This is a genomic window from Streptomyces sp. NBC_00872 (assembly GCF_045161915.1).
Taxonomy (GTDB): domain Bacteria; phylum Actinomycetota; class Actinomycetes; order Streptomycetales; family Streptomycetaceae; genus Streptomyces.
This window is the reverse complement of the sequence record NZ_CP108806.1, coordinates 49,014-65,589: the sequence shown is the minus strand read 5'-3', so window position 1 is coordinate 65,589 and position 16,576 is coordinate 49,014. Positions and strand designations below refer to the sequence as shown.

At 68.1% G+C, this 16,576-nt stretch carries 15 protein-coding genes and 3 pseudogenes; 12 read left to right on the top strand and 6 right to left on the bottom strand.

The window, feature by feature from the left end; genetic code table 11:
• Positions 1-32 precede the first annotated feature (32 nt).
• Entirely contained in the window at positions 33-473 is a 441-nt protein-coding gene (locus OG214_RS00365; RefSeq protein ID WP_405983328.1) for a DUF6086 family protein, read from the bottom strand.
• Between the two features lie 173 nt (positions 474-646).
• Between OG214_RS00365 and OG214_RS00360 the strand changes: the two are divergent.
• Both OG214_RS00360 and OG214_RS00355 read left to right on the top strand, forming a co-directional pair.
• Positions 647-1,216: pseudogene (locus OG214_RS00360) on the top strand (transposase); the annotation flags it as partial.
• Between the two features lie 227 nt (positions 1,217-1,443).
• On the top strand, positions 1,444-1,905 hold the full coding sequence (locus tag OG214_RS00355; protein ID WP_405983327.1) for a pyridoxamine 5'-phosphate oxidase family protein: 462 nt from the start codon (positions 1,444-1,446) through the stop codon (positions 1,903-1,905).
• Positions 1,906-2,253: 348 nt separating this feature from the next.
• Here the strand turns inward: OG214_RS00355 and OG214_RS00350 are convergent, their stop codons facing one another.
• Complete coding sequence (locus OG214_RS00350; RefSeq protein ID WP_405983326.1) at positions 2,254-3,132, bottom strand: ATP-grasp domain-containing protein; 879 nt, start codon at positions 3,130-3,132, stop codon at positions 2,254-2,256.
• Positions 3,133-3,313: 181 nt separating this feature from the next.
• Between OG214_RS00350 and OG214_RS00345 the strand changes: the two genes are divergently transcribed.
• The 6 genes and pseudogenes from OG214_RS00345 to OG214_RS00320 all read left to right on the top strand — a co-directional run.
• Positions 3,314-3,754, top strand: coding sequence for a DUF4259 domain-containing protein (locus OG214_RS00345; RefSeq protein WP_405983325.1), 441 nt, complete (start codon positions 3,314-3,316; stop codon positions 3,752-3,754).
• A gap of 382 nt (positions 3,755-4,136) precedes the next feature.
• Entirely contained in the window at positions 4,137-5,891 is a 1,755-nt protein-coding gene (locus tag OG214_RS00340) for a pentapeptide repeat-containing protein (RefSeq protein WP_405983324.1), read from the top strand.
• Between the two features lie 428 nt (positions 5,892-6,319).
• Entirely contained in the window at positions 6,320-6,523 is a 204-nt protein-coding gene (locus tag OG214_RS00335) for a hypothetical protein (protein ID WP_405983323.1), read from the top strand.
• Positions 6,524-7,100: 577 nt separating this feature from the next.
• Positions 7,101-7,937: an alpha/beta fold hydrolase gene (locus tag OG214_RS00330; RefSeq protein WP_405983322.1), complete on the top strand. Its 837-nt coding sequence runs from the start codon at positions 7,101-7,103 to the stop codon at positions 7,935-7,937.
• A gap of 22 nt (positions 7,938-7,959) precedes the next feature.
• Positions 7,960-8,493, top strand: a complete 534-nt coding sequence (locus tag OG214_RS00325; RefSeq protein WP_405987391.1) for a TetR/AcrR family transcriptional regulator — start codon at positions 7,960-7,962, stop codon at positions 8,491-8,493.
• A 144-nt stretch (positions 8,494-8,637) separates the two neighbouring features.
• A pseudogene (locus tag OG214_RS00320) lies at positions 8,638-9,227 on the top strand (class I SAM-dependent methyltransferase); the annotation flags it as partial.
• 313 nt (positions 9,228-9,540) lie between these two features.
• Here OG214_RS00320 and OG214_RS00315 read toward each other — a convergent pair.
• Positions 9,541-9,918 (bottom strand): hypothetical protein, encoded by a 378-nt coding sequence (locus OG214_RS00315; protein ID WP_405983321.1) that lies wholly within the window; start codon positions 9,916-9,918, stop codon positions 9,541-9,543.
• 171 nt (positions 9,919-10,089) lie between these two features.
• Between OG214_RS00315 and OG214_RS00310 the strand changes: the two genes are divergently transcribed.
• Positions 10,090-10,566, top strand: coding sequence for a DUF4265 domain-containing protein (locus tag OG214_RS00310; protein ID WP_405983320.1), 477 nt, complete (start codon positions 10,090-10,092; stop codon positions 10,564-10,566).
• A gap of 150 nt (positions 10,567-10,716) precedes the next feature.
• On the opposite strand, the gene OG214_RS00305 is transcribed toward OG214_RS00310, so the two are convergent.
• Both OG214_RS00305 and OG214_RS00300 read right to left on the bottom strand, forming a co-directional pair.
• The gene (locus tag OG214_RS00305; protein ID WP_405987390.1) at positions 10,717-11,289 is read right to left on the bottom strand and encodes an MHYT domain-containing protein; all 573 of its coding nucleotides are present in this window, start codon (positions 11,287-11,289) and stop codon (positions 10,717-10,719) included.
• A gap of 23 nt (positions 11,290-11,312) precedes the next feature.
• Positions 11,313-12,335, bottom strand: a complete 1,023-nt coding sequence (locus OG214_RS00300; protein ID WP_405987389.1) for an aldo/keto reductase — start codon at positions 12,333-12,335, stop codon at positions 11,313-11,315.
• Positions 12,336-12,621: 286 nt separating this feature from the next.
• On the opposite strand from OG214_RS00300, the pseudogene OG214_RS00295 reads away from it, so the two are divergent.
• Positions 12,622-13,460 (top strand): annotated as a pseudogene (locus OG214_RS00295) (helix-turn-helix transcriptional regulator).
• A gap of 201 nt (positions 13,461-13,661) precedes the next feature.
• Positions 13,662-14,750, top strand: coding sequence for a methyltransferase domain-containing protein (locus OG214_RS00290; protein WP_405983319.1), 1,089 nt, complete (start codon positions 13,662-13,664; stop codon positions 14,748-14,750).
• A 279-nt stretch (positions 14,751-15,029) separates the two neighbouring features.
• Here the strand turns inward: OG214_RS00290 and OG214_RS00285 are convergent, their stop codons facing one another.
• Positions 15,030-15,815 (bottom strand): alpha/beta hydrolase, encoded by a 786-nt coding sequence (locus OG214_RS00285; protein WP_405983318.1) that lies wholly within the window; start codon positions 15,813-15,815, stop codon positions 15,030-15,032.
• A gap of 162 nt (positions 15,816-15,977) precedes the next feature.
• Between OG214_RS00285 and OG214_RS00280 the strand changes: the two genes are divergently transcribed.
• The gene (locus OG214_RS00280; protein ID WP_405983317.1) at positions 15,978-16,187 is read left to right on the top strand and encodes a hypothetical protein; all 210 of its coding nucleotides are present in this window, start codon (positions 15,978-15,980) and stop codon (positions 16,185-16,187) included.
• The last annotated feature ends 389 nt before the right edge of the window (positions 16,188-16,576 follow it).

Below are 16,576 nucleotides of genomic sequence, written 5' to 3'. Positions count from 1 at the left end.
CAGCGATCGGTTCGTCGTTCGGGTTACTCCGGTCAGCGGGGCATTCGGCGACCTAGCTCCCGTGCCTTCTCGCGCAGTCCCGCCGCCCAAGATCCGCCTTCTCCCGGAGCGGACATCCCTGTAAGGGCCGAGACCTGCACGTCTTCGAGCGGGCCGTCCGGGGCGGCGCCGAGTTGTGCCCAGTACACCTCGATTCCGGCGCGCTCTGCAAGGACCAGCACTGTGGCGGTGAAGCCGTCGGAGAGAGCCAGCACGATTGCGTGACTCGTTCTTCGGTGCTGCGCCAGCAGGGCGTTGACGAAGGCTTCGAAGGTGACCAAGTCGATCTGGCACTCGTCGTTCTCCATCGGGCCAATACCCGATGAGAGCTCTAGCTCCGCCTCGAAGACCGCCACTTGCCGCCGGAACATGCGGGAAGCCCCATTGGACGGGTTCCACAGGGTCTCGTCGCCCAGGTCGAAGTACTGGCTCATCGCGGCCCCCTTCGGTTGATCACGGCAGGCCGGCGTATCCAGTCAGATCATCACCGTCGGCGGCATTACGTCCACCGCTAACGCCGCGTCCGGCTGGGAAGACCGGCGAACATCCGCGTCCTCGACCTGGAGAGCGGCGAGTACATCAACGTCACGCACGCCGAAGACGCCGCCTTCGGGACGGGGCCGCTGTGATGGTCGTCGACGAGACCGGTGACCTGAAGAAGGGCACCCACACCGTCGGGGTCCAGCGGAAGTACACCGGCGCTGCCGGGCGGACGAGAACTCCCAGGTCGCTGTCTACCTCGTCTACGGCGGCGAGCGCGGGCACGCGGCGGTGGACCGAGAGCTGCACGTCCCGCTCTCCTGGACCTGCGATCCGGATCGTTGCCGGGCCTCGGGCTCAGCGAGGACACCGGCTTCGCGACCAAGCCGGAACCGACCCGGGTGATGGTCGAACGATTCCTGGACACTGGACACTGGACACCGCGTCGGCTGGGTCACGGGTGACGAGGTCTATGGCGGCAACCGGCCGGCCGGGCTGGATGAGCACCAGGTTCGCCACTACCCTCCCTTCCTGGGCCCGCAGGGTAACCCTCGCAATGCTGGCCCATGCCTTCCTCGCCGTCGTCCGCGCCGACGAACACGCACGCCGCCCCACGCCGGACGCCCCGATCCCGCCGACCTGCAACGAAATCCAGCGTCTGTTCACCAGTGTTGTTGTCCGGCCCGTTCACGGCCCGTTCACGGCCCGGCCCACCGGCTCATCTGTTCCGGCTGGCGACGCGGCCAGCAGGCGCGATCACGAGCCAGCCATTGCCGGAGACAAGTGTGACTGAGTACTTCCGTCGGCCTCTCTGAGCACCGAATTCGGTCGTCCCGAGCCGAAAGCTGAGGGGGGCATCGGTCGCGGGGAGTAGGTCCTGCGCCTCAGGCGCGCTTCACGCCTGCTTGGCTAGGGTCGGTCCTCATGGAGACCACAGGATTCGTTCGTCGCCAGACGGCGGAGCGTATGCGCGACGCTCTGGAGCGGCTCGTTACCGAGCGGGATGTATGGGTGTCGACGGCTCACCCTGATCACGGGCCGCACCAGGTGCCGCTGTGGTTCTTGTGGGATGGGCAAGCAGTGTGGATGTGCACCAGCCCCACTTCCGTGACTGCGCGAAACATCCGCAAAGAGCCACGCGTGCGCCTGTCGCTACCGGACACCTTCGACGTGGTGCTCCTCCAGGGCGAGGCGGAGTGCTTCCCGGACCAGGAGGTGCCCGGAGGCGCAGCGGAGGCGTTCGCCGACAAGTTCGGGTGGGATCCACGCGTGGAAGAGGGTTCCTTTCTGTATGTACGCGTAGTCCCGAGGACTGTGCTCGCTTGGCGCGGCGAGCCGGAACTACGCGGGAGAGTCATCATGCGCGACGGGATGTGGCTGGAATAACCGCCGTCCCTCGCCGACGCGCCTCTCTCGGATCACGATCTACAGCTGGAGTACTGGGCTCCGAAGAGCACTTCGACCAGCGCGAAGTCGAACTGGGAGGATGTGCCCGCCCCGGCGGGACCCCTCGCCAGCATGAGCCTTCATGTGTTCGTTGCCCCATTCACACTGACCTTTCTTCGCCACAAGCGTGAAGAGAGCCAGCGGTTGGATCGCGTCGCGCCGGTCAGCCTCGGCATGACGGGCGTCCGACCTGGGGTGCCGTCATGAGTCCCTCGGCGTACCCGGGCACTGCTCAGAGTTCTCTGGACTGGTCCGGGTGATGACGGCGCGGGGCCGCTTCCGCAACAGCTACGGACCGACCAGCAGAGCGGCCAACTCGCCTCGACCGCTGGACGGGTGCAGGTCACTGACTTGGCCGTCACCGACTTCGACGACTCGCCACACCCCGTCCGAGCGGAGGGCCACGTCGGTTGTGACGAACCGGCATCCGAGGCGCCGCACCGCACGCCCGATATGGTCAAGTTCGGGCACCGGTCCACACTCGAACGGGCTGTCCGGGTGAGGCGTGAGCAATCTTGGTTCACCATCCAGCCACCACACGCGCACTTCAGCCGCAACGGATTCCAGCTTCGAGAACGTTTCGAAGCTGCGCAGAACGACTCCGCCCGCAAGGAACTCCTCCTGCAGTTCCACGAAGCGCCGCACGACCCGTGTCAGCCCCACCCCGTCGGCGAGATCGGGAATGAAGCACGCCTGCTCCCACTCGTGCTTGCGGGATTTGACGTAGTCCTTCACGATTCCCGAGCCCGGCTGCAACGGCTCGGCGAGAACAGCCAGGTCTTCGGCGGCCAAGATCTCACCGGGTTTGGTGGGACGCCACACGCTCGCGGGCGTGATGTCGACGAACATCGGATACCAGCCCGGCAGTTCGTGAGCGGCCCGGTATTGATCCGGAGCGACGAACAACGCGGTGCCGCGTCGGCTCAGCGCCTCGGCCAACGCGGCGTATCGATCGCCCGGAATCATCCAACCCCGGTACCAGGCACTGCCCAGTCCAGCGGGTACGTGTGCGACAGCCTGCTGTGCGTCACCCTTCAGCAGCGCATCGTGGTCGACCAACCCAACCACCCCGCCACGGGCGCGTACCTCCTGTGCTTCCCGCGCGAAGTGTTCATCCACGCGTCGAGGATTCAACGGATCACGGCAGTACAGGACAGGCGTTGGCATGACCGACACGCTACGGAACCTCCAGAGCCTCGGGCCACTGGTTTCGTGCCGCCAGGCGCGGCGACTTGTAACGTGCAGAGTAGGTCTTGTGTGGGTGTGCTCCTCGCTCAGTGACATGACCGATGTCAGTGGCTGCTGGAATGCTGCCTCCGTCCGAGGTTGGCGATGCCAGGAGCCGTGCATGGGAACGTGGGGAACCGGCCCGTTCGACAGCGACCTCGCTGTGGACTTTGTCGACGAACTTGAGGGACTCGCTCCCGAGCAGATCATCGACGTGTTGAGACGCGCATTTCAGCGAGTCGCGAACTCCGGAGCGCGTGTAGACGGCGGGGATGGCGTCGAAGCAGTCGCCGCTGCCGCTCTCGTCGCCAGCACAATCCCGAACAGCCGGTTCGTGATCGACTCCGAAGACGGGCCAAGAGAACCGCTGCCCGAACTACCGGCGTCGCTCCGCGCATTGGCCCGGCAATCACTACATGATGTCCTCCAAGACGGATCCGAGCTGGCGACGAGCTGGGTGGACGGTGCCGATGCCGACCAATGGCGCCAGGAAATGCATCAGATCCTCCAGGCTCTCGACACACCCGCTGTGAACCGTCGGCGCCATCGGTGCCGTGGGTAAGTCCGGCAAGCCCGACGAGCCGCGTCCCTCGCGTCGAACCTCCGCAGCAGGATCAGCGTCAATTCAACAGGGTGATGCCGCGGGCGGTCGGCTCCCCGGTGACCGGGCAGGTCCGCGCCTGCGCCACGATAAAGATCACTGGGCTCCCCACTCGCGTCAGGTCGGACGGGGTCCGACGCTTGCCGACGCATTCGACCGTACTGTCGACGTCGGGTGCGGCAACCGTCAGGCTGTGCGGAGACGTCCTCGAGGCATGACGCCCCCCAGCCTGTCCCTACTGCCGCCCGGTTGGCCACACTGCGGTCATGGCGCCGACCCGACGACCGATCCGGACGGCTGCCGTGGCATCGGCATCGCCGGACACACGGTGTGTCTGGCTCATGTGGACGAGACCGTGCGTGCCGCCTATCTGGCCACTCTGTACCCCGGCGCCGATGTCGACCACCGTGGTACTCCCTTCGCCAGGGGCCTGCTGGAACGGTTACTCCATGTCCTGCGTGACCCCACCACTGGATTCCCCCGCCTCGGGCGTGCGCGGTTCGACGGGGCGATCTTCGACGGCGAAGCCCCGTTCCGCGGGGCGACCTTCACCAGCGACGCCGTCTTCGACGGGGCGGCCTTCAACGATGATGCCTGGTTCGCAGAGGCGGCTTTCACCGGCAACGCCCGGTTCGACGGGGCGATCTTCGGAAGCAATGCCCTTTTCGGCGGGGCGACCTTCAGTAGTAACGTCGTCTTCGACGGGGCGACCTTCAGCAGTTATGCCCTTTTCCACCGGACGACCTTCGGCGGCAATACTCTTTTTCGCGGGGTGACCTTCGCCGGCCTCGCCCTGTTCCGAGATGTGGTCTTCCCCGGCCTCGCCCTGTTTCGCGCGGCGACCTTCAACAGCGATGCTCTCTTCTACCAGGCGGTCTTCAGCAGCGAGACCGGGTTCGAAGAGGTGACCTTCACCGGCGACGCACGGTTCGACGGAACCCGGTTCGAGGAGGCCCCGACGCTGGGCCCGCTGGTGTGCGGCGGCAGTCTGACCATGGACGGCGCGGTGTTCGGCGCGCCGGTGATTCTGGAGATCGCCGCCGGCGCGGTCGGCTTGGCGCGCACGCGGTGGGCGTCAAAAGCCGTGCTGCGGCTGCGCTACGCCGAACTGAACCTGAGCGACGCGGTCTTCGAGTACCCGGTGACGGTCACCACTCACCCCACGCCGTTCTCCCTTCGCCAATTGCCGCCTCTCCTTTCGTATCCCGGCCCACAGCACGATTCGATGCCAGAAGGGGAGTTGTCCGGCCGGGACCACAGCGTGCGTTTGATGTCCTTGAGTGGCGTAGATGCCGCTCACCTGGCGCTGCTCGACATCGACTTGAGCACCTGCTCTTTCGTCGGGGCCGTCCATCTCGACCAGCTTCGCGTGGACGGCTGGTGCACTTTCGCCTCTTCCCCTGCCGGCTGGGGCCGGCGCTTTCCTTGGCGCTGGAGCCGCCGTCGGGTCCTGGCGGAGGAGCATCACTGGCGAGTGCGTTCAGGTCGCCGTTCCGCCGGGCCCCGCGGCTGGACGGCCCCGCCCGAGGATGCTCCCGAGGTACGGCCGGCCGCGCTGTCCGCGTTGTACCGGCAGTTGCGCAAGTCGATGGAGGACGGCAAGAACGAACCCGGGGCAGCGGACTTCTACTACGGCGAGTGCGAGATGCGCCGCCATGACACCACCGGCACACCGCGGGGCGAGCGCGCCCTTCTGACTGCGTACTGGGCCTTGTCCGGCTACGGCTTGCGCACCATGCGGGCCATGTCCTGGCTGGTGGCCGCCATGACGGTCACCATACTGGTGTTGATGGTGTGGGGGCTGCCGGCCGATGACCCGAAACCGGAGACCACCGGCCGGCAGGTCGACGCCGGGCAGGACCTCACATTGACCACCGACACGCCGCCTCCGGTCAATCCCACCGGTCCACGAGTCGAGCGCCTCACCACCGAGAGGTTCGAGAAGTCCCTGCGCGTGGTGATCAACTCGGTGGTGTTCCGCTCCTCCGGCCAGGACCTCACCACGGCCGGCACCTATATCGAGATGTCTTCCCGGATCACCGAGCCCGTCCTCCTCGGTCTCGCCGTTCTCGCCCTCCGCAACCGCGTCAAACGCTGACCGGCCCAGCTCATGACGACGGACACCGCCTGGGCCTGGCCTCACCGCCGCACGGGCATCGAGCGCGACCGTCGCCGGACTTACGGCCAGCGTGGCGATCACCTGCTTGATCGCTTCCGTCTCGGCCTCCCGCGTCTGCTGGTCAATGAGGGTCGTCTCCATGCCGAACACCATGGAACCTCAACCGGACACAGCGGCCTTGCGGGAGCGGGACGCTTCCTCAGACATCAAGTCCGACACTCGACGACCGCGGGATCGGCTTGGCAGGCGAAGGCCGTGTTGGGAGCCGAGCCGCCCTGCCCGCGACTGACCGGGTACGTGGACGGCAACGGCAGCCGACGAAGACTGCCCACTACCGGAAATGACATCAGTGCCCCACAGTGGCGAGGATCTTCGCACCAACAGCTCGACACGGGAGGCACACACCCATGAGACCGTCCCGCGCTGCCCTGTTCGTCGCGGCCACCACCCTGACGCCGGCTCTCCTCTTCACCACCCCGGCGTTCGCCACGGGCTCGACGGCCGCGTCGACGACCGTGACGGCTACGTCCGACACGCCGGTGGACGAGATGTCGGAGGAGGAGCTACGTATCGCGATCCTGCGCATCCTGGCGGACGAGGTGGACGGTTAGATTCGAAGCCCAAACCAGGACTGCACCGGAAAGGCCGACCTCCGCGCCGACTCCCTCGGCACGGCGGTCTGGTCCTGGGCGTGGGGCGTGGTCGACGGCGTGCACGGCGGCCGCGACCTGAGTCCGGCGACGGGGCGGGCGCGGTGGGTCGGCACGGATCGCGTCCTGAGCGGAGAGGTCTGCGCCCCGGGCCCGCTCGTACGCGGTCGCCCCGCGCGGCTGCTTCCGGCCCGCTGCCAGCGAAACGCCACGGCCTACGTAGACGACGGCGACGTCGAGTGCGGCGAGCGCGGTGTCCCCCCCAGCTGGCCATACCCGTTCCCGGATCACTTTCCCGGTAGCCCGGTAGCCCGGTAGCCCGGCACCGCTCCAGCAAGCGCACAACCGACCGCTACGGTGCGCTCCACCGCCTGTGCACTGCCTGCGCACTGCCTGCGCACCGCCTGCACACCGCCTCTGACCTGCACTTCGGGCGCTTCGTCGTGCCTCCTGGCCCTGCCAGGGATTTCCACGTTGACAGGATTGGTTAATGGGATTAGCTTTTAGCTAACAAGGTTAGCCAAACGCAAGGAGTGTCATGACCAAGTACCTTGCCGTCGACGACGGCACGATCGCTTACGAGGTGGCGGGTTCCGGCCCGCTGATCGTTCTCGCGCACGGCATGGGCGACAGCCGCGCCGCGTACCGTGCTGTGATCCCGCCGCTGGTGGCGGCCGGCTATCGGGTCGCGACGGTCGATCTGCGCGGCTGCGGCGAGTCCAGCGTCGACTGGCCGGCCTGGAGCCGCACCGCGATCGCCGGTGACCTGCTCGCCGTGATCCGTCACCTGGGCGGCCCGGCGGTGCTCGTCGGCCACTCGATCTCCGGCGGCGCCGCCACCATCGCCGCCGCGCAGGAGCCCTCGCTGATCACCGCTGTGGTCGAGTTGGCGCCGTTCACCCGCAAGCAGTCGATCCGCCTCGGCGACCTGCGGGTGAAGCGCTTCCGGCGGGGCATGCTGCGGCTGCTCGGCACGGGCGCGTTCGGCAGCGTGCCGCTCTGGCGCTCGTACCTCGACGTGGCCTACCCCGGCGTGAAACCGGCCGACTGGGATGAGCGGCTCGGCCGTATCGACTCCCTGCTGCGCGAGCCGGGCCGGATGAAGGCCCTACAGGGCATGGGCCGCAGCACCCCGGCCGACGCCGGCGCGCAACTCGGCAACGTCCGCTGCCCGGTCCTGGTCGTGATGGGCACGCTCGACCCCGACTGGGCCGACCCGCACGCCGAGGGTTCGGCCATCGTCGATGCCCTGCCGTCCGGGCTCGGTCGCCTTGAGATGATCGAGGGCGCCGGCCACTACCCGCACGACCAGTTCCCCGATCAGGTGGTTTCGCTCATGCTCGCCTTGCTCGGATCGGACGCCGTTCGTGCCTAGGGCCGGCCTGGCCCCGGTGTCCGTGGTCGCGGCCGGTGCCGCCCTCGCCGACGAGGTCGGCCTCGCCAACCTGACGATGGGTTTGCTGGCCGAGCGGCTGGGCGTGCGTACCCCGTCCCTGTACAAGCATGTGGGCGGCCAGGAAGACCTCAACCGGCGTATCGCGGTCATGGCGTTGAACGAGGCCGCCGACGCCGTCGGCGGCGCGGTCCAGGGGTACGCGGGCCGCGATGCCCTGGCGGCCGCGGCCCGTGCCTTCCGCGCCTTCGTCCTGGAGCACCCCGGCCGGTACGCCGCGACGATCGGCGCGGAACCGTCCGGCCCGGACGATCCGCTGGCCACCGCGAGTCAGCGGCTGCTCGGCGCGTTCATGGCGGTCCTGCGCGGCTACGAGATCCAGGAGTCCGACGTGGACCACGCCCTGCGCATGCTTCGCAGCCTCTGCCACGGCTTCGCCACATTGCAGGCGGCCAACGGATTCCAGTGGAGTGTCGACATCGACGAGAGCTTCGAGTGGCTGATCGCCTTCGCGGACCGGGGCCTGCGCGCCGTCTGAGAATACTGTCGTCGACGATCGCCACATTTCTGGTGCCATGTTCCTGCACGTGAGTGGTCCGGGTCGCTCGAATTCGACACCGCAGCACAACCGCCGGCGAAACTCCGTAGCCGGCCGGGACCAGCTCCGCATACATGCGACCGCATGGCTGACGATTGCTCAGGCATCCACGGCTCGCCGCGATCTGCGATTCGCTCGACCCCGACCGCGGCGATCTCGATGTCTACCTCCGGGTGACGGAGGAGTTCGGGGCGCGCCAGGTGCTGGACATCGGCTGTGGAACCGGGGTGTTCGCGCTTCTCCTGGCCGATCGCGGGATCGAGGTCGTGGGCCTCGACCCTGCCCTGGCGTCCGTCGATGTCGCTCGGGCCAAACCGGGCAGTGAGCGCGTGCACTGGATCTGCGGTGACGCGACAGCCCTGCCGCCGCTACGGGTCGACCTCGCGACGATGACAGCGAATGTCGCCCAGGCCATCGTTGAACGGCAGACGTGGCAGAAGACGCTGCGGGGAGCCTACGAAGCACTGCGACCCGACGGGCACCTGGTCCTCGAGACCCGCGATCCGGCCCCACGGCGCTGGGAGGAGCGGACCCGCGAGATCTCCTACCGCGTGACGGAAATCCCAGGCGCCGGCTCCGTCGAGAGCTGGGTCCAGCTGATAGAGGTGAGCTGGCCTCCGGTGACCTTTCGCTGGACCTACGGCTCCGCTGCGGATGGGCACGTGCTGACGTCGTAGCCCACCGGGAGATCCGCAGTACCGTCGGTGAGCTCAACAAGGAGGCCGGGCGCGCGGTGGCTGCGGGCCTTGTAGTTGACCTCCCGGAGTCCTTCGTACTGCTGGTCGAAGTCATCACGCAGGACCGTGGGTCCGTTGGTTCGGGCCGCAGGTTCGGTCCGCCGGTTCGGGCCGCACTCGCACCCGCACCCGCGGCCGCGGCCCAGACGGGCGACAGACGGCGACCATGCGCTCGCGTATGGCATCTGGCCACAGGGGAGGAGCTCCCCTCCACGAAGCCCGCCGACTGCGGAACGCCGCCCGTCGTTGCTCACTCGACCCGAGGCTGAACTCCGGCCAACAGTCCTCCGAGCACCGCGAACAGCGACACGTACAAGGCGGTCGCGCCCGCCCCGACGGCGTCCTCGACGACATGGGCGCCGATGAGCCACCACGCCACCACTCCGAGCAAGACGAGGAGATGGTTGCCCTTCTCTCCCAGCAGCCGCATTCCGGCCCACAGCAGCAAGGGCATCGTCAGCAGGCCGACGACGCTCGCCAGCAGGCCTTCGAGCAACCCGGAGCCCATCGCATCGCCGTCGGACGTGTTGTCCGCCCACTCGCGCAGCGAGGTCCACATCCAGTAGCAGACGACCGCCGCCGGTCCCGAAACGAGCGTGCCCTTGACCCAACGGACCGTCTTCGTCATGTCCTCACCATTTCAGGGATGCAGAGACGGGGCGTGAGTACGAGTACTCACGCCCTCGCAGTCCATTGCGAGTAGGCGGTCAAGGGATGGCAGTTTCCTGATAGCAACGACTGACTGCCCAGCTCAGCCCCGGTTCAAGGTGCGTGTGACGGCAGGGTGATGATGACGGTCATGGAGAACTCGGTCGAGAAGATCAAGGTCTGGTTCCGGTTCGTTCCCCGGGAGGGATGGTTCCCCCAGGACACGGAGGGCCTGTGGGCGACAAGGCGCAGTGCGGATACGGCCTGCCTGCAGAGCGTCCCTTTTCTTCAGAACGGGGTGGCCGAGGGGGATGTTGTGCGGTTCCGGACCGACTCCGATGGGCTCCACTGGGCCGTCGGGCGGGTCAGCACCGCCGGCAACTGCACACTCCGTGTTGTCCCCGTACCCTCCGGCCCGCTGGGACGCAGCCCTCAAGCGGTGCATCAGCGCTTCGCGGCGTTCGGACTGGGAGGCGAGGTCTTCAGCGAGGACTTCCCGATGGTGGCCTTCACCGCACCGGCCGGCGCCGACTTCACCGGGATCAAGGCGCTACTGGCCCGGGGGCAGGAAGAAGGATGGTGGCATTACGAAGTCGGCTGTGCCACCGATGCGTGGCGGAATGCCTGACCTCCAGATGCCTGACCTCCAACTCGTCTGCATGCAGGAGGACATGCACAGGGACGGTCACATTTCGACGGCACGCGTCAGGGTTCGCTGTCATAGGACGTCTCGTGGCGGAACGGAAGAATGCCCTCGTGATCGATGACAGCGCGAGGCTCATGAAGACGTGCCCACCGACGGTACGGGTACAGGCGTGTGCCAAAGCTCGTGGCGCGGACAAGGACAGCGCCGCGCGGGTGCCGGGCCGTGCGAGTGGTCGGGCCGGAACGGCCGTTTCCGTTCGTCCGGGCGGTCCCTTTGATCGGGCGATGTCCTGTTCACTGCCGCCGACTCGGCCCACTCTCCCTCGCCGAGCACCAGCAAAGGATCGAACATCACCACGACGCCCGCTAGCACGAGGAAGACCGTCGGCCCGAGCAGCATGGGGAAGATGAGCGAGGTCGGTGTATTGCCTTCGTCGAAGGCGCCGGACGCGCTGTGCGGTTGGACGCTGATCGCGGCCATTCCCGTGTAGTGCATCCCGGTCACGGCGATACCCATCACCGTGCTGGCGCCGAGACTCGCGAGAAAGCCATGGACCGGCACGGCGGCCCAGAGCGCGGCGGTGGCGGCGACGACCGCGATCACTACGGAGAGAACGACCGTCGGAGCGCTGTACTCCAGAGTTCCGTGCAGTCGAATTCCGGGCATGCCGAGATAATGCATGGCGGCGACCCCGAGGCCGGTGATCCTGCCGTCGGTGGCGGAACGCGTCAGGCGGCGGTGCGTTCGTTGACGGGTCGGCGGCGGAGGCTCGTCTGCTGGAGAGCCGGCGGCACGTATGCCTGGTCGAGCGTGCCGACGTCGGTGCCCGGCGGGACGATCTCGTCGATCCGGTCGAGGATGTCGTCGGTGAGGGCCACATCAGCGCCGATGAGAAGGTCGTCGAGGTGGCTCAGTGTGCGTGGCCCGACGATCGCGCTGGTCACACCGGGATGGGCGATCGCGAACGCCATTGCGAGGTGGGTCAGCGGCAAGCCCGCCTCCTTGGCGAGCGAGATGAACCGCTCGACGGCGTCGAGACGGCGCTCGTCGGTGAGGTGCTTGAAGAAGCCGGCGCGGCGGAGTTCGTTCTGCCGGCCCTTGCGCACGCGTCCCGTGAGCAGCCCCTGCCCGAGCGGGCCCCATACCAGCGTGCCCATCCCGTAGCGCTGAGCGACCGGCAGCACCTCGCGTTCGATGCTGCGGTTGAGCAGCGAGTAGGGCGGCTGCTCCGTGTGGAACCGTTCCAGACCGCGCCGCTCGGCGACCCACTGGGCTTCGATGATGTCGGACGCCGGCATCGTGGACGTTCCTATCGCACGGACTTTCCCACTGCGGATCAGGTCGGAGAGTGCTGAAAGCGTCTCCTCGATGTGCGTGGTGGGGTCCGGCCGCTGGATCTGGTAGAGGTCGATGTGGTCGGTCTGCAGGCGGCGCAGCGAGTTCTCCACCGCGGTCACGATCCAGCGTCGCGAGGCGCCTTGTTGATTGGGGTCGTCACCCATCGGGCGGCTGACCTTGGTCGCGAGGACGACATTGTCCCGTCGCCCCTTGAGTGCCTTGCCGACGACCTCTTCGGAGTCGCCGTAGGCGTCGGCGGTGTCGATGAGGTTGATTCCCGCGTCCAGCGCTCTGTGGATGATGCGGGCCGAGTCGTCGGGGTCGGGATTGCCGACGGACGTGGCGAACATCAATGCGCCGAGCGCGTAGGGGCTGACCTTGATACCGGTCCGGCCGAGCGTACGGTACTGCATGCGAAATCTCTCCTTCTCCGCAAAAAGCTGCAAATAGTCTTCAATGCCAACCAATACACACAAGACGGATGTGTCTGTCGTGCAGATGTCGTATGTGGCACGCGACATCTCTCCGGTGCTCATCTCGTCGCACCAGCGGGGCGGTGTCGGTCCGCCGGTCCGCCGGTCCGCCGTCCGCCGAGCCGGCTTCCAGCGTGCGGCGGTGCGGGCGAAGGCGGGAGAGACGTCCTTATCCGGGGACAGGCAGTCCCTGGCTGCGTCCGGCGTCCCAGGGCATGGTGGAGGTGTGGACAGAACCGAACTGGGCGACTTCCTGCGCCACTGCCGTACCCGGCTTGTCCCCGCCGACGTGGGGCTGTCGCAGGGCGCGCGGCGCCGCACCCCCGGACTGCGCCGCGAGGAGGTGGCGCAGCTGGCAGGCATGTCCACCGACCACTACACGCGGCTGGAGCAGGCCAGAGGCTCCCGCCCGTCCCGCCAGATGCTCGCCGCCGTCGCCCGCGCGCTGCGGCTGACCGGTGACGAACGGGACCACCTCTTCCATCTGTCCGGCGAGGAGCCCCCACGCAACCGGCCGATCACAGAGCACGTCCGCCCCGGGCTGCTTCTCGTCCTCGACCGGCTGACGGACACTCCCGCCTGGTGAGCGACTGCGGCGACATCCTCGCGCAGAACGCGATGGCCAAGGCGCTCCGCGGTGACGCGTCCACCCGCCCCGAGGCGGAGCGCAACGTCGTCTGGCGCTACTTCATGGACCCCTCCGCGCGGGAACTTTTCCCGGCCGAGGACCGTGACCATGCCGCCCGCACGGCAGTGGCGGATCTGCGCGCCACATTGGCCCGCCGCCCGGACGACGCGCGGCTGGCAGGGCTCGTACGCCGGCTCCGCGCCCGCAGCGAGGAGTTCTCGGCGCTGTGGGACACCCACCACGTCGCCGTACGCCGCGCCGACAGCAAACGGTTCCAGCACCCGGTCGTCGGCCTGCTGGAGCTGGACTGCGAGGTACTGCTGAACCCGGAGCACGACCAGCGGCTGATCGTCTACACTGCCCGTCCGGGCAGCAGCTCCTACGAGCGGCTGGAACTGCTGCGCGTGGTCGGCCTCCAGGATCTGACCCATGGCTGAACCGCTCCGCCGGGTCCGTCAGTGCCCGCGGCAGCGATACGGCGCCGCCGCGGTGCGTGTTTTCGAAGGCGCGGATCGGACGTTCGGGGATCGGACGTTCGGGGATCGTTCAGGAAGTTGGACAAGGGCGAGGTGTTTGACCCTCACGTGGCGTCAGGCCGCATAGTCGGTGGCGTGGAGGAGCACCTGACCGTGGGGCGTGTGGCCGAACTGGCCGGCGTGAGCGTCCGCACACTGCATCACTATGACGAGATCGGCCTCGTGCGGCCGTCCGCGCGGACCGCCGCCGGGTACCGGGCCTACTCGGCGGGCGACGTGGAGCGACTGCGGGAGGTGCTCGCCTACCGGCGGCTGGGCTTCGGATTGCGCGAGATCGCGGATCTGGTGGACGACCCGGCCACCGACGCGGTCGCGCACCTGCGCCGGCTGCGCGGCCTGCTGCTGGAACAACGCGACCGCGCCGCTGCCATGGTGACGGCCATAGACAGGGAACTGGAGGCACGGGCCATGGGGATCAGGACGACGCCGGTGGAGCAACTGAAGGTGTTCGGCGCGCAGTTGTACGACGCCATCGGGTCCGCCTACCCGGCGACGCGGCGCACCGAGCCGCGGATCGCCGCGAGGGTCTGGGACGCGCTCGGGGACGCACGGACGGTACTGAACGTCGGGGCCGGCACCGGCTCCTACGAGCCCCCCGACCGTGATGTCACCGCGGTGGAACCGTCGGCGGTCATGCGGGCGCAGCGTCCCGCGGGCGCGGCGCCATGCGTGGCCGCCGCTGCGGAAAGCCTTCCGTTCGAGGACCAGTCCTTCGACGCCGCGATGGCCTTCAGCACCGTTCATCACTGGCAGGATCCGGTCGCCGGGCTGCGTGAGATGCGGCGCGTGGCCCGCCGCGTGGTGGTGTTCACGTACGACGCCAGCGATACCGGCCGGCGTGAGAGGTTCTGGCTCACCCGCGACTACCTGCCTGAATTCGCCGACCTTCTCGTCGACTGGCCTTCACTGGCCGATCTGACCAGCGCGATCGGGGGCCGCGCGGAGCCGGTGCTCGTCCCGTGGGACTGCGCTGACGGCTTCTTCGAGGCCTACTGGCGTCGGCCCGAGGCGTACCTGGACGAACAGGTGCGCCGCGCGGTATCGGTGTGGACCAGAGTCGGGCGGGAGGCCGAGCAGCGGGCGGTGAACAGTCTGCGCGACGACCTTTCCTCAGGCCGGTGGGCCGAACGCAACCGCGACCTCGTCGCCCTCGACGCGGCAGAGCTCGGCCTCCGCCTGCTCGTAGCCTGAGAACCGTCGTGCGCGAGAACGACCCCACGCGCACCCCACTCGCACCCAACCCGCACCCGACTCGCACTCGACGGTCCTGGCGTGCTGGAGGGCGCCGCCGGAGTCGGCTTGGCCTCCCTCGCCGCGGCGAGCGAGCCCGCGACGGGCAGGGACATCTGTCTGCGGATCCCTGACCCGCCCCGGAAGGCGACCCCGTGCCGATACCGCCGGACAGCCGTTGGCACCACCACCTGGTCGAGCTCGCCGCGGTGAAAACGGCTCCGCCGCTCTCTCGGGTGTTCAGGACAAGGAGAGACCAGCGGGAACGCCGGCAGCTCGGGGCTCGATTCGAGGGACCTGCCCGGAGGAACGTGGCCGCAGCAACGTGGTGATGATGTCCCTGCGGGCCTGCGGCTGGTCGGCCAGCCACATTCCGAGCTGGTGGCCGGCCCCCGCGAGCTGGAGGGCGGAAAAGTCCGCGCGGGTGGCCAGCGCGGTGCGGAGAAGCTCGGTCACACCATCAGGAATGACCGTGTCCTGTTCCGGGAGGACGAGGAGCGCGCGGCCGTCGAATCGCGCGTAGGTGTCCAGGGCCTGGCTGGCACGCCAGCTCTCCGGGCGCCGGATCAACTCGGTGAATCCGGCGCCGAAGGGAACATCCCAGGCGTCCTTTCCATAGATCCCCGGCGCGCAGAGAACGATGGCCTCCACGCGTCTGCCGTACAGGTCCACGAGATCGGCGACGGTCTGGCCGCTCATGCTGAACCCGACCAGTATCAGCGGGCGTTCGGCGTCGAAGACCTCGTCTATGACGGCCGCGGCTTGGTCGCGCCGCCGTCTGAGGCTGAGGTCGAGCAGCTCTCCGGTGCTCTCCCCGTGACCCGAGAAGTCCAGTGCGACGGCAGGATGGCCGTGCGCGGCGAAGTCCTCGGCGAACGGCAGGCTCCGCTCTTTGTCGCCGGTACCGGCGCCATGCATGATGACAACGCCGCCGGCCCTGACGCGCTCGTTCTGCGGTATCACGGTATAGAGGCTGAGTTGTTCACCGTCGGCGGAGTGAACGGCCTTATGGATGACGGCGCCCATCGCATCTCCTGACGTTGTGGTGCGGCAGAAGTCCCATCGACCTCGCCGATCACGATGACACACGGCGAGGACAACGGCGCTGTAGAAGGACCATTCTGGCGGGCGCGAGATGCCGTGGTCCCTCGGGAGTGGCCGTTGGCACACGGAAGTGGCCGTTGGCGCATGCGTGAAGTGATGCCGCCCGCGCCCGCGCACGCGTCCGCGGGGATGTTCCCGGGCGACGCGCGGGATGTGGCGGGCCGGAACCCGGACCTCGTTGAGGAGCGCGGACAGGTGGTCGGTGCGGACGGGCCGACCCGCTCGGCGGCCTGGGACGAGCCGACGGGACGCCGGGTCAAGGGTGGTGTGGACCGGCGCACCGGACCTCAGTGATCAACACGACTGCCGAAAGCCGTGCCTCAGCCGAACCCGGTTTTGCCGCGCGGTTTCCTCTCCGGCCGGGACAGCGGATCCTGGTAGGCGGGGGAGGTGGTCGTCTCATGCTCGACGACGAGCAGCGGCTCTTGGTGATCAACGTACCGAAGGTGACGTTCTACCCCGAGCCGCTGGGGCGGACGGGGTGCTCGTACCACTCTGTCGGGCGCTCGCAGGAGGGCATGCTCGGCTGGACCGCAGTCCGGTCGGGATCGCCCAACGACATATCGGGCCTATGCCTCCCGGTCCCGCGCCGGTGCCCACAGGCCCCGGCCGAAGCCCCGGAAGATCGGACTGTGGGCGTGACTGATTCCGACCGTGCTCTGTCAACCCGCCATGGTGAAAAC

Excerpts from the sequence above, each read along its gene's own strand:
- OG214_RS00365 (WP_405983328.1), bottom strand. The coding sequence starts at position 473 with ATGAGCCAGTACTTCGACCTGGGCGACGAGACCCTGTGGAACCCGTCC.
- OG214_RS00355 (WP_405983327.1), top strand. The coding sequence starts at position 1,444 with ATGGAGACCACAGGATTCGTTCGTCGCCAGACGGCGGAGCGTATGCGC.
- OG214_RS00350 (WP_405983326.1), bottom strand. The coding sequence starts at position 3,132 with ATGCCAACGCCTGTCCTGTACTGCCGTGATCCGTTGAATCCTCGACGC.
- OG214_RS00345 (WP_405983325.1), top strand. The coding sequence starts at position 3,314 with ATGGGAACGTGGGGAACCGGCCCGTTCGACAGCGACCTCGCTGTGGAC.
- OG214_RS00335 (WP_405983323.1), top strand. The coding sequence starts at position 6,320 with ATGAGACCGTCCCGCGCTGCCCTGTTCGTCGCGGCCACCACCCTGACG.
- OG214_RS00330 (WP_405983322.1), top strand. The coding sequence starts at position 7,101 with ATGACCAAGTACCTTGCCGTCGACGACGGCACGATCGCTTACGAGGTG.
- OG214_RS00315 (WP_405983321.1), bottom strand. The coding sequence starts at position 9,918 with ATGACGAAGACGGTCCGTTGGGTCAAGGGCACGCTCGTTTCGGGACCG.
- OG214_RS00310 (WP_405983320.1), top strand. The coding sequence starts at position 10,090 with ATGGAGAACTCGGTCGAGAAGATCAAGGTCTGGTTCCGGTTCGTTCCC.
- OG214_RS00300 (WP_405987389.1), bottom strand. The coding sequence starts at position 12,335 with ATGCAGTACCGTACGCTCGGCCGGACCGGTATCAAGGTCAGCCCCTAC.
- OG214_RS00285 (WP_405983318.1), bottom strand. The coding sequence starts at position 15,815 with ATGGGCGCCGTCATCCATAAGGCCGTTCACTCCGCCGACGGTGAACAA.
- OG214_RS00280 (WP_405983317.1), top strand. The coding sequence starts at position 15,978 with ATGCGTGAAGTGATGCCGCCCGCGCCCGCGCACGCGTCCGCGGGGATG.